The sequence below is a fragment of the Dyella humicola genome, from assembly GCF_026283945.1.
Lineage (GTDB): Bacteria > Pseudomonadota > Gammaproteobacteria > Xanthomonadales > Rhodanobacteraceae > Dyella > Dyella humicola.
Genome location: NZ_JAPDPC010000005.1, coordinates 111099 through 122728, shown reverse-complemented (window position 1 = coordinate 122728; position 11630 = coordinate 111099). Strand labels below are relative to the sequence as shown.

The following is an 11630-nucleotide window of genomic DNA, read 5'->3' as shown; positions in this document are numbered from 1 at the left end:
AACAGCCGCAGGGCTGGTCATCCAGCGTCTTTCGCTCTGGCCATCTGCCGCAAAGGCACTGGATGACCAGCCCTGCGGCTGTTGAGAAGCGCCTCCAGCTTTCGCTGGGATGACGAACGATGTGGGGTGAGGTGCTGCTGGGGTGACGTCAGTGGGCCCGAAAAGAAAAAGGCCGCATCAGCGGCCTTTTTCTCCGAAGCCAGGCGACGCTCAGGCTGCCTTGGCTTTCTCTTCCGCGCGGTCGACGCTGCGGGTGATGTACCACTGCTGCGCCAGGCTGGTCGCGCCATTGACGACCCAGTACAGCACCAGGCCCGCCGGGAAGAAGAAGAACATCACGCCGAACAGCACCGGCATCACCTTCATCATCTTTTGCTGCGCCGGGTCCATGCCCGCCGCCGACGGCGACAGCCACTGGGTGGCCAGCATCACCAGCACGTAGAGCACCGGCAGCACGAAGAACGGATCGGGCGCCGACAAGTCATGGATCCAGCCAAAGAACGGCGAGTGCCGCAGCTCCACGGTCTCCATCAACACGCGGTACAGGCCGAAGAACACCGGCATGGTGACAAGCACGGGGAGGCAGCCCGACATCGGGTTGACCTTCTCCTTCTTGTACAGCTCCATCATGGCCTGCTGCATCTTCATCTTGTCGTCGCCGTAACGCTCCTTCAGGGCGTTCACGCGCGGCTGCAGCTTGCGCATCTTGGCGCCCGAGCGGAACTGCGCCGCCGTGAGCTTCCACAGCGCGGCCTTCAGGCCCAGCACCAACAGGATGATGGCCACGCCCCAGTTGCCGGTGAGGGCGTGCAGCTTGGACAGCAGCCAGTGCAGCGGCTCCGCCACCACGGTGAGCCAGCCGTAGTTGGTGATCAGGTCCAGACCCGGCGCCACCTGGTCCAAGGTGCCCTGCAGCTTCGGACCGATATACATGCGCGAAGTCGTGGTCAGACTCTGGCCCGGCGCCACATTGAGCGATGGACCCACCGCGCGGACCAGATAGATCGGCTGGGCCGTATCCGGGTTGATCACGCTGGTGCTGAAGGTGTTGCGGTCCTGTGCCTGCGGGATCCAGGCGACGAAGAAGTAGTGCTGCAACATCGCCGACCAGCCGCCGGTGATCACGCGCTCCCGCGGCTTCTTGAAATCGGAGAAGGCGAGCGATTCGAACTTGTCCTCGGGGCTGAACCAAGCGGCACCGAAGAAGCTGCGCGAGGACGGGTCGCTGATGTTCTGCCACCAGGTCCGCTCCTGCACGGGCGCGACGCGCTGCAGCTGCAGGTAGGCATTGCCCTGCCAGGCGGCGGCACCGCCGTTCTCGATCTTCTGATCCACCGCCACGACAAAGCTGCCGCGCTTGAGCGTATAGGTCTTGGTGACCTTGAGGCCGGCCGCATCCTGCCAGGTGAGGTCGACCTTCAGTTCGTCCTGACCCTGGCTCAGCGCGTAGCTGGTCTGTGCGGCCTGGAACACGGCGCGATGATCAGGCGCCTCGCCCTGGTTGCTGACCAGGCCACTCTGCGACACGAAGAAATGCTCGCGCTCATCGTTGAGCAGACGCACCGGTGCAGGATCGGGATTGCGGCGCGTGCGCGGCTCCTCCCGGAAGGTCAGCAGTTCCGAACGCACTACGCTGCCGCCACGTGTATCGATGGTCAGGCGCAGCACGTCGTTGGTCACGCTGATCAGCTGGGCCGAAGCCTCGTTCACGCTGCCAGGAACGGCGGCAGGTGTCGTCGCGGACGCGGAAGCCGTCGCGCCCGGTACGCTGCTATCGGCAATCGCAGGCGTGGCAGTCGTGGAAGACGCAGCGACAGCAGCCGGGGGCTGCGGGGCGTAATCCTTCTCCCAGGCCATGAACAACATGTAGGCCACGGCCAGCAGGGCGAAGATGAGGAACGTACGCGTTTGATTCATCGCGGAGCAGATCCGGTAAATGCGGCGACGCCGGGCCGCGGAGGACGAGAGGGATAAATGGTCAACGCGCGATTGTGCCGGCCGTGTCGCCCGGCTTCAATGTGACCTCGGGCGTGAACGACCGCAGTTTTTTCCACAGCACCTGGAGCTCGGCCAGCAATTCCGGGCCTGGGAGACCCGATGCCTGGTCGCGTGCCATCACCATGAGGTCGACGGGCGGAAGCTCAAGGCGGGCACGCCGGAAAGATTCGCGTACCAGGCGCTTGATGCGGTTGCGTTCCACGGCACGCTTGGACACGCGCTTGGAGATGGCCAGGCCCAGACGGGGCTGACCGAGCGTGTTGACCTTATAGCGCACAGAAAAACAGCGGCCGCCGAAGCGGCCGCTGGCATGACGCAGAGCGGCAAAATCACCGGCGCGGCGGAGCCGCGCCTCGCGCGGCAGGCCGGCGGCACGCATGATGTGCGTACCGCTTACGGGATCAGGCGCTTACGACCCTTGGCGCGACGCGCGTTCAGGATCTTGCGGCCGTCGGCCGTCGCCATGCGGGCGCGGAAGCCGTGGGTACGGGCGCGCTTGAGCTTGCTTGGCTGGAAGGTTCGCTTCGACATAGCTTCGTCCGAAGTTAAAGTGATAAAAAGGTTGGAGAGTATGCGGAGTACTGGCGCCCTCTGTCAAATCGGCTCACTTGGGGCGGGTTGGTGGGCTTGACAGAAGACTGTTGAATTCCTGTGGATATCCATGTGGATATCCGTGCCGACTGGGAGGGTTCGTGCTGCTAGACTTCCCGGTCCACCCCGCGCGTAAGCGCTCCATCCAGTGGTTGAAGACTATCCATGAGTGACCTGTGGCGGCGCTGTCTCGAGCGTCTCGAAGGCGAATTGAACGCCGAAGACCTGCATACGTGGCTGATGCCACTGCAGGCGCGCGACGACACCCATGGTTTGCAGTTGTTTGCGCCCAATCCCTACACCTTGGACACGGTGCGCGAACGCTACCTGGCTCGCATCGAGACCGTGATCAGCCAGCTTACCGGCCATGAGCTGACGGTGCGGCTGGAAGTTGGCTCCAGTTCTCCGCGTGCCAACGCCAGTGGCAAGGCGGCTCCGGCCGTAACCGCGCCGGCCAAGGTAGCGCCGGCCGTTGCCGAGCCGGTGCCCGCCAGTTTCAACCACAACCTGGACCCGCACTACACCTTCGAAACCTTCGTCGAAGGCAAGTCCAACCAGTTGGGCAAGGCGGCCGCCATGCAGGTGGCGATGAATCCTGGCCGCGCCTACAACCCGTTGCTGCTCTATGGCGGCACCGGCCTGGGTAAGACGCATCTGATGCACGCGGCCGGCAACCTGATGCGCGAGCAGAACCCCGACTTCAAGGTGCTGTACCTGCGTTCCGAGCAGTTCGTCGGCTCGATGATCGAGGCGCTGCGCACCAAGAGCATGGACGAGTTCAAGCGTCGCTTCCGTTCGGTGGATGCGTTGCTGATCGACGACATCCAGTTCTTCGCCGGCAAGGACACCACCCAGGAAGAGTTTTTCCATACCTTCAACGCGTTGTTCGAATCCAAGCAGCAGATCATCCTCACCTGCGATCGCTATCCCAAGGAAGTGGACAAGCTGGAGCCGCGGTTGAAGTCCCGCCTGGGCTGGGGCTTGTCGGTGGCGATCGAGCCGCCGGATTTCGAGACGCGCGCGGCGATCCTGCTGTCCAAGGCACACGACAAGGGCGTCGCGGTGAGCGAGAACGTGGCGATGCTGCTGGCCAAGCGCATCCGCTCCAACGTGCGCGACCTTGAAGGCGCGCTCAACACACTGGCGGCGCGTGCCAACTTCTATGGCAAGCCCATCACCATCGATTTTGCCGAGGAAACCCTACGCGACCTGCTGGCCACGCATGCCCAGGCGGTAACGGTGCCCAACATCCAGAAGATCGTGGCCGATTACTACCAGGTGCGCCTGCAGGACCTGCTCTCCAAGCGCCGCGTGCGTTCACTGGCGCGTCCGCGCCAGATCGCCATGTCGCTGTCCAAGGAGCTGACTGAGCACAGCTTGCCGGAAATTGGCGACGCTTTCGGTGGCCGCGACCACACCACGGTGCTGCACGCCTGCCGCACGATCAAGAAGTTGTGCGAAACCGACACGCGGATGCGCCAGGACTGGGAACAGCTGATCCGCATCCTCACCGGTTGAACAAGCGGCTGTGCACTAAGCGCTTGAAAAGTACTGTGGCAACCTGTGGATAATAGGTGGACGATTTGGATGATTCAGTTATCCACAATTGACCCACAATCATCAGGCTCTTTAGGACACAACGTGAAAATCGTCTAAATAGTTGATTTTCATGGTTTTTTTTCGTTTTAAAAGTTATCCACGCCGCCTACTACCACTACAGAACTTCTTTTAAAAACAGAAAAGCAGGTTTAGGGGAAGCGCAAATATGCAATTCAGCATTCAACGAGAAGCTCTGCTCAAGCCACTGCAGCAGGTCGTAGGCGTCGTAGAACGACGTCAGACACTGCCTGTTCTCGCCAACCTGCTAGTCAAAGTCGCCGACGGCAAAGTGTCGATGACGGGTACCGACCTGGAAGTGGAAATGGTGGCGACCACCGCGGCCGAGAAACTGGTCGACGGTGAAATCACGATTCCCGCCCGCAAGTTTTTCGACATCGTGCGTGCACTGCCCGATGGCGCCCATATCGAACTGAAACTCAACGGCGATCGCGTAGCGATGAATGCGGGACGCAGCCGCTTTACGCTGGCTACGCTGCCTGCCACTGAGTTTCCGACCATCGATGAAATTGACTTGGTCGAGCGGGTCTCGCTGCCGGAAGAAGTGCTGCGCGATCTCATGGAGCGCACCGCGTTCGCCATGGCCAACCAGGACGTGCGCTATTACTTGAACGGCATGCTGCTCGATCTTCAGGAGCACACGCTGCGCTGCGTCGCGACCGACGGTCATCGTTTGGCGTTGAAGGAAACCAAGCTGGAAAGCTCGGTATCCGTGCGTCGCCAGATCATCATTCCGCGCAAGGGCGTGAATGAGCTGATCGGCCTGTTTGAGACCGGGGAAGGGCAGGTTGAGCTGGAATTCGGGCGAAATCACCTGCGCGTGCGCCGTGGTGATGTCGTCTTCACCTCCAAGTTGATCGACGGTCGCTTCCCTGACTACGAGGCGGTGATTCCCTTGGGCGCCGACAAGCACGCCACGCTGGATCGCGAAGTGCTGCGTGGGGCCTTGCAGCGCGCGGCAATTCTCTCCAATGAGAAGTACCGCGGCGTGAAGCTGGAATTGTCGCCAGGCAAGCTGCGTATCGTGGCGCACAACCCGGAGCAGGAAGAGGCCGTGGAAGAGGTGGAAGCCGATACCGTGGTTTCGGACCTGGCCGTGGGCTTCAACGTGGGCTATCTGCTCGATGCACTGGCGGCCCTGCGTGGCGATCGTGCCCGTTTGAACCTGCGTGATGCCCAATCCAGCTGCCTGGTACAGGAAGACGACAATGACCAGGCTCGCCACGTGATCATGCCGCTGCGGCTCTGATGTCGATCGGTCAGCTGTCGAACAAGACCGAAATGCAGTGCAACGCCGGAGCCGTCGAAAGACACTCCGGCGTTCTTGCGTTGGGAGCCTGCTGAGATGTGGTTGGAATCCCTGCGGATTCGGGGCTTGCGCTGCCTGGACGATGTCACCGTGCCCTTGACGCCCGGGGTGACGGTGTTTGCCGGCCCTAATGGGGCGGGTAAGACGAGCTTGCTCGAGGCTGCATTTTTGCTTTCCCATGGACGCTCGTTTCGCAGCGGGGCACGCGAGGCTTTGTTGAAGCGTGACGCGGACTCCCTTTCGGTTTTTGCTGAGCTACGTCATGCCGATGGCCGCTCGCGACGGATCGGTCTGGGGCGGCAGGGCGCACGGTGGGAGGCCCGGATGGACGGCGCCGGGATCACGCTGAGCGAACTGGTGGGCGAGTGCGCCGTGGTTTGCTTCGAGCCGGGTTCGCACGCGTTGATTGCGGGTGGCGCCGAGGAGCGTCGTCGTTACCTCGATTGGGGCGTGTTCCACGTGGAACATGAGTTCATCGTGGCCTGGCGGCGTTATCAACGGGCCCTGAAACAGCGAAACACCCTGCTGAGGTCCAGCCAGTCCGTGCCAGAGGCTCAGTTCCTGCCCTGGGAAGCGGAACTTGGCGCCGCCGCGTCCCTGATTGATCAACAGCGTGCGCTTTATCTGACCGCGCTTCGCCCCCATCTCATGATGAGCATCGAAGGACTCCTTCCCGAGCTCGGCCTGGTTGATTTGCGTTATCGCCGCGGCTGGGCCGAAGGGGCGGATCTTTCGGACCTGCTGGCCTCCCAACGAGGAAGGGACATCGCGCGAGGGCATACCACCCAGGGTTCCCATCGTGCTGATTGGTCCATCGCTTTTAATCACGCGCCACTCCGGGAGCATTTGTCCCGTGGTCAGGAGAAACTGACCGCGCTGGCTTGTGTTTTGGCCCAGGCGTCGCTGTATGCCGAGAGGCGGGGCGAGTGGCCGGTGGTATGCCTGGATGACCTGGCGTCGGAACTGGATAAGGCCCATCAGGCCGCCGTAGTTGACCAGCTGCGTGCCGTCGGGGCCCAGGTGCTGGTCACCGGCACCGAGGTTCCGGAGGCGCTGCTGGACGGTCCAACGCAAGTGTTCCACGTGGAACAAGGGCGTCTCGGCCCCCTGCTATAATCGGTCGATTGTGTCCCCAGCCCGGCTTTTATGGCGCCGTACCGGGTGGGATTAGGCGCCCAGGAAACGGTCACCGAATGAACGCATCCTACGATTCGAGCAACATCAAGGTTCTGAAAGGTCTGGAAGCGGTGCGCAAGCGCCCCGGCATGTACATCGGTGATACCGATGACGGCACTGGCCTGCACCACATGGTGTTCGAAGTCGTCGACAACTCGATCGACGAAGCCCTGGCGGGCTATTGCGACCACGTGACGGTCACCATCCTCGACGACGGCTCGGTCAGCGTCAGCGACAACGGTCGCGGCATTCCCGTGGACACGCACCCGGAAGAGGGGCGCTCCACGGCAGAAGTGGTCATGACCGTGCTGCATGCAGGCGGCAAGTTCGACGCGAACTCGTACAAGGTGTCCGGCGGCCTGCACGGCGTGGGCGTCTCCGTGGTGAACGCGCTCAGCTCACACCTGTGGCTGACCATTTTCCGCGAGGGCAAGGAGTTCCAGCAGGAATACGCCCACGGCGAGCCGCTGTACCCGATCAAGCCAGTAGGCGATTCCAGCAAGCGCGGCACGACCGTGCGCTTCCTGCCCAGCACGGGCACGTTTACCAACGTGGAGTTCCACTACGACATCCTGGCCAAGCGCCTGCGCGAGCTGGCCTTCCTCAATTCAGGCGTCACCATCGACCTGAAGGACGAGCGTGGCGAGGGTCGCCAAGACCGATTTGCCTACGAGGGTGGTATCCGGTCGTTCGTACAGCACCTGGCCCAGCTCAAGACCGCGTTGCACCCGAATGTGATCAGCCTCAGTGCCATGCAGGACGGCATCTCCGTCGAGCTGGCAATGCAGTGGACCGACTCCTATCAGGAGACGATGTTCTGCTTTACCAACAACATCCCCCAGCGTGACGGTGGTACCCATCTCACCGGGTTCCGCGCCGCACTGACGCGCTCGCTGCAGGGCTATATCGAGAGGGCAGGCCTGGCCAAGAACGCCAAGGTCGCGCTGTCGGGCGACGATATGCGCGAAGGCTTGATCGCCGTGCTTTCGGTCAAGGTGCCGGACCCGAAGTTCTCCTCGCAGACCAAGGAAAAGCTGGTTTCCTCCGAGGTGAAAACCGCGGTGGAGCAGGCCGTCAACGAGAAGCTGGGCGAGTTCCTGCTGGAACACCCCAACGAAGCCAAGGCGATCGCGTCCAAAGTGGTCGACGCGGCCCGCGCCCGCGAAGCGGCCCGCAAAGCCCGTGAGATGACTCGCCGCAAGGGTGCATTGGATATCGCCGGCCTGCCGGGCAAACTCGCCGACTGCCAGGAAAAGGATCCGTCGCTGTGCGAACTGTTCCTGGTCGAGGGAGACTCCGCCGGTGGCTCGGCCAAGCAGGGCCGTAACCGCAAGACCCAGGCCGTGCTGCCGCTGAAGGGCAAGATCCTCAATGTGGAGAAGGCCCGCTTCGACAAGATGCTGGCCTCTGCCGAAGTCGGCACCTTGATCACCGCGCTTGGCACGGGTATCGGCAAGGAGGAATACAACCCGGACAAGCTGCGCTACCACCGCATCGTCATCATGACCGACGCGGACGTCGACGGTTCGCACATCCGCACTCTGTTGCTGACGTTTTTCTACCGTCAGATGCCCGAGCTGATCGAGCGCGGCCACGTGTATATCGGCTTGCCGCCGCTGTACAAGATCAAGCAGGGCAAGCAGGAGATGTACCTGAAGGATGACGCTGCGCTCAACGCCTACCTGGTCTCCAGCGCGGTCGACGGTGCGGAACTCACCTACAGCGCCGATGCACCCTCCGTCTCCGGCGAAGCGCTGGACAAGCTGTTGCGTGACTACCAGGCAGCGCTGGATCAGATCGAGCGCCTGGGACATCGTTTCGACGCCAGCATGCTCACGGCCTTGGTTGAGCACACGCCGATCGAGCCGGCCTTGTGGACGGATGCTACCGCCATGCAGGGCTGGCTGGCCGCGGTTGAATTGCGCCTCGCCGCCAGTGGCCTGGGCAAGCCGCGTTACCAGCTCTCGCTGCGCCCGGCGCTTGAAGATCATCCGGCGGCCATCGAAGTCGTGCGCAACCAGCATGGCCTCAACCACACCTGGTTGCTGCCGCAGCCATTCTTCAGCAGCGCCGAGTTCCGGCCCATCCTGCACGCCAGCCAGCAGCTTGCCGGTTTCGTGCAGAAGGATGCCGTGGTACGTCGCGGCAACGCTTCGCGCGGGGTGACGAGCTTCGCCGAAGCACGCAACTGGCTGCTCGAAGAGGGCAAGAAAGGGCGCGCCATCCAGCGCTTCAAGGGCCTGGGTGAAATGAATCCGGAACAGCTGTGGGAAACCACCGTCAATCCGGAAACACGTCGCATGCTGCAGGTAGGTATCGAGGACGCGTTCGCGGCCGACCAGATGTTCTCCATGCTGATGGGCGAAGCGGTCGAACCACGTCGCGAGTTCATCGAAGCCAACGCGCTGAAGGTTGCCAACCTGGATGTCTGATCCAACGATCGATGGTCGCGAAGCCCCTGGGCATCGCGGCCATCGATCGTTTTTTAAGCCAGCGTGTACTAATGCGTTAACACATTCGACTAAAGTCGAATACGACGAGGCCGATAGCGCATTTCCAGGCCAAAAAGTCATGCGCTGTATGGCTCTCGCGGAGGGGAATTACATCCAGACCGCAGCGTATGGTTCAACTTATTGATTTTTAACAATCTTTGTTGTGGCGCTGCAACTTGTTATCTGCTGCCGAGTCAGGTTACGCTCAGCGATCCCCCGCGCCGTCGGCGCGTGAATACCCAAGACTGAGGATTGCCATGAAGCGTGTGACCCTGATCAAGATGCTCGCCAGTACCGCGCTTGCGCTGGCTGTCGTGAGCAGCCCGGTCATCGCCCATGACAACACCTCGTCCAAGGACAAGAAGGAAGCGCTTTACCCGAACGCGACCCGCACTGAGCCGAAGCTGGACCTCACCAGCGAGAAGGATCAGAAGGCCATCAACGAAGGCCTGGACGCTGTCAACAATCAGGACAAGGAACAGGCCGAGAAGCTGCTGCAGCCGGTCGTCGACGGCAGCAAGAGCAAGTATGCCCAGGCGCTCGCTCTGCAAGGCCTGGCCAACGTGCACTACCAGGACGGCGACATCAAGGGCGCCATCGACCTGCTGAAGCGCGCGCTCGACAACGGCGTGCTGCCGAACGACACCTACTTCCAGCTCCAGTACATGCTGGCCCAGTTCTACCTGGCCAGTGAGCAGTACCAGCTTGCGCTCGACACCATCGCCAAGTGGCGCGCCGACGGTCGCAAGGAAACCGCCGAGTCTTATGCCCTCGAAGGCAACGCCTATTACCGCCTCGAGAAGTACCCGGAGGCGATCGCTGCGATCAAGAAGGCCCAGTCGCTGACCGACAAGCCGAATGACAGCTGGAACCAGCTCCTGCTGGCCGCCTATTCCGAGTCGGGCCAGTCGGACCAGGCCGCCGAGATCGCGCAGAAGCAGATCGCCGCCAACCCGAACGACCCGACCGCGATGAACAACGCCGTCTCGCTGCTGATGCAGCAGCAGAAGTACCCGGAGGCGATTGCGCTGATGGAGAAGGGCAAGGCCGCCGGCGCCTTCAAGGACGAAAAGCAGTACACCAACCTGGCCAAGCTGTACCTGATGACCGGCCAGCAGAGCGGCGACCAGAAGGGTCCAGCGACCAAGGCTGTGGCAACGCTCGAAGAAGGCATGAGCAAGGGCGTGGTCACCTCCAGCGCGGATAACTACACGCTGCTGGGTACGGCCGCCTATATGGCCGAGGACACCAACAAGGCGCTCGCTTCGTACCAGAAGGCGATTCCGCTGGCCAAAGACGGCGAGGCGAACATCCGCGCCGGGCAGCTGCTGCTCGAAGGCAACAAGTTCACCGAGGCGAAGAGCCTCATCCAACAGGGCATCGACAAAGGCGTGCAGCACAAGGGCACGGCCTACATGTTGCTGGCCGAAGCAAACCGCGGCTTGAAGGACAAGCCCGGTACGATCGCAGCCATGGAAAAGGCAGCACAGGATCCCGAAACCTCCGCCAAGGCCAAGGCCTGGTTGAAGGCTCAGGGAGCTAGCAAGTAAGGCGTGGCGGTATAGGGATTGCGGGGCAGATGGACGTCTATATCAATGCCTCACAAGACCTATACAAATGCCATGTGCTGTTGTACCGTTGAAATCTTTCCGTGCTCGCGTCCAGTGGCAAATGTCATCCCCTTTTGGATCGATATTGCCGCTAGGTGCCGTGACCACGTCTCACCGATCAATTAGCTTCAGATAGTGACAGATGGCCTCAAGTAACGAAGCAACCGGCTCCGTGCCGTTCAATTGGAGGCGTACCTGGGCGCTGGCAGTTGCCATCGCGCTGCATGCGTTCGCGTTCCTGTTGCTGGTGGCGCCTATGGCCCCACCGAAGCAGGCGCAGAAGGAAAAGGAACGCACTGTCCAGGTGAACTTCATCGAGCCCCCGCCGCCGCCGCCGCCACCGCCGCCGCCGCCGCCGGAGCCGCCGAAGCAGCCTCCGCCGAAAATCATCACCCAGGTGAAGCCGCCGCCGACGCCGCCGCCTCCGACACCGCCGCCGGCGGTGGAAGAAGCGTCGAACAATGCGCGTCCGTCTGCTCCGCCCGCGCCGCCTGCCCCGCCAGCTCCTCCGGCGGACATCACGGCCAGTCAGGACATCAGCTACAACAGCCGTATCCAGCCCAAGTATCCGCCGCAGGCCATTCGCCAGCGTCACGAGGGCACTGTTACGCTGATGATCCTGGTGGATGTCGACGGCACGCCTAAGGACATCAAGGTGGAATCGTCCAGCGGTTATCGCGAGCTGGATCAGGCCGCGATTGAAACGGCACGCAAGTGGCGCTTCAATCCGAACATCAGGAACGGGCAAAAGACGGAAGGTTACGTCCGTGTTCCGATCAACTTTAATCTCAATACGCTGTAACTTCGGTTACGGTTAATCAGTTCACGCTTGACTTT

The 11630-nt window shown here is 61.9% G+C and carries 9 protein-coding genes; 6 read left to right on the top strand and 3 right to left on the bottom strand.

The window, feature by feature from the left end; all coding sequences use genetic code 11:
- Positions 1-210: 210 nt before the first annotated feature.
- The 3 genes from yidC to rpmH all read right to left on the bottom strand — a co-directional run bounded on the left by yidC (position 211) and on the right by rpmH (position 2529).
- Positions 211-1917, bottom strand: coding sequence for a membrane protein insertase YidC (gene yidC / locus OUZ30_RS20015; RefSeq protein ID WP_266184227.1), 1707 nt, complete (start codon positions 1915-1917; stop codon positions 211-213).
- A 61-nt stretch (positions 1918-1978) separates the two neighbouring features.
- Positions 1979-2377: a ribonuclease P protein component gene (gene rnpA, locus OUZ30_RS20010; protein ID WP_266184226.1), complete on the bottom strand. Its 399-nt coding sequence runs from the start codon at positions 2375-2377 to the stop codon at positions 1979-1981.
- A gap of 14 nt (positions 2378-2391) precedes the next feature.
- On the bottom strand, positions 2392-2529 hold the full coding sequence (rpmH, locus tag OUZ30_RS20005; RefSeq protein ID WP_019464789.1) for a 50S ribosomal protein L34: 138 nt from the start codon (positions 2527-2529) through the stop codon (positions 2392-2394).
- Positions 2530-2754: 225 nt separating this feature from the next.
- Between rpmH and dnaA the strand changes: the two genes are divergently transcribed.
- The 6 genes from dnaA to OUZ30_RS19975 all read left to right on the top strand — a co-directional run bounded on the left by dnaA (position 2755) and on the right by OUZ30_RS19975 (position 11595).
- Positions 2755-4107, top strand: a complete 1353-nt coding sequence (gene dnaA / locus OUZ30_RS20000) for a chromosomal replication initiator protein DnaA (protein WP_266184224.1) — start codon at positions 2755-2757, stop codon at positions 4105-4107.
- 247 nt (positions 4108-4354) lie between these two features.
- Positions 4355-5455, top strand: coding sequence for a DNA polymerase III subunit beta (gene dnaN, locus OUZ30_RS19995; RefSeq protein WP_266184223.1), 1101 nt, complete (start codon positions 4355-4357; stop codon positions 5453-5455).
- A 96-nt stretch (positions 5456-5551) separates the two neighbouring features.
- Complete coding sequence (gene recF / locus OUZ30_RS19990) at positions 5552-6631, top strand: DNA replication/repair protein RecF (protein WP_266184222.1); 1080 nt, start codon at positions 5552-5554, stop codon at positions 6629-6631.
- Positions 6632-6708: 77 nt separating this feature from the next.
- Complete coding sequence (gene gyrB, locus OUZ30_RS19985) at positions 6709-9123, top strand: DNA topoisomerase (ATP-hydrolyzing) subunit B (RefSeq protein ID WP_266184221.1); 2415 nt, start codon at positions 6709-6711, stop codon at positions 9121-9123.
- Positions 9124-9440: 317 nt separating this feature from the next.
- On the top strand, positions 9441-10733 hold the full coding sequence (locus tag OUZ30_RS19980; RefSeq protein ID WP_266184220.1) for a tetratricopeptide repeat protein: 1293 nt from the start codon (positions 9441-9443) through the stop codon (positions 10731-10733).
- 202 nt (positions 10734-10935) lie between these two features.
- Complete coding sequence (locus tag OUZ30_RS19975) at positions 10936-11595, top strand: energy transducer TonB (RefSeq protein ID WP_266152018.1); 660 nt, start codon at positions 10936-10938, stop codon at positions 11593-11595.
- Positions 11596-11630: the final 35 nt, after the last annotated feature.

Coding starts and splice junctions, on each gene's coding strand:
- yidC (WP_266184227.1), bottom strand. CDS start 1,917: ATGAATCAAACGCGTACGTTCCTCATCTTCGCCCTGCTGGCCGTGGCC.
- rnpA (WP_266184226.1), bottom strand. CDS start 2,377: ATGCGTGCCGCCGGCCTGCCGCGCGAGGCGCGGCTCCGCCGCGCCGGT.
- rpmH (WP_019464789.1), bottom strand. CDS start 2,529: ATGTCGAAGCGAACCTTCCAGCCAAGCAAGCTCAAGCGCGCCCGTACC.
- dnaA (WP_266184224.1), top strand. CDS start 2,755: ATGAGTGACCTGTGGCGGCGCTGTCTCGAGCGTCTCGAAGGCGAATTG.
- dnaN (WP_266184223.1), top strand. CDS start 4,355: ATGCAATTCAGCATTCAACGAGAAGCTCTGCTCAAGCCACTGCAGCAG.
- recF (WP_266184222.1), top strand. CDS start 5,552: ATGTGGTTGGAATCCCTGCGGATTCGGGGCTTGCGCTGCCTGGACGAT.
- gyrB (WP_266184221.1), top strand. CDS start 6,709: ATGAACGCATCCTACGATTCGAGCAACATCAAGGTTCTGAAAGGTCTG.
- OUZ30_RS19980 (WP_266184220.1), top strand. CDS start 9,441: ATGAAGCGTGTGACCCTGATCAAGATGCTCGCCAGTACCGCGCTTGCG.
- OUZ30_RS19975 (WP_266152018.1), top strand. CDS start 10,936: ATGGCCTCAAGTAACGAAGCAACCGGCTCCGTGCCGTTCAATTGGAGG.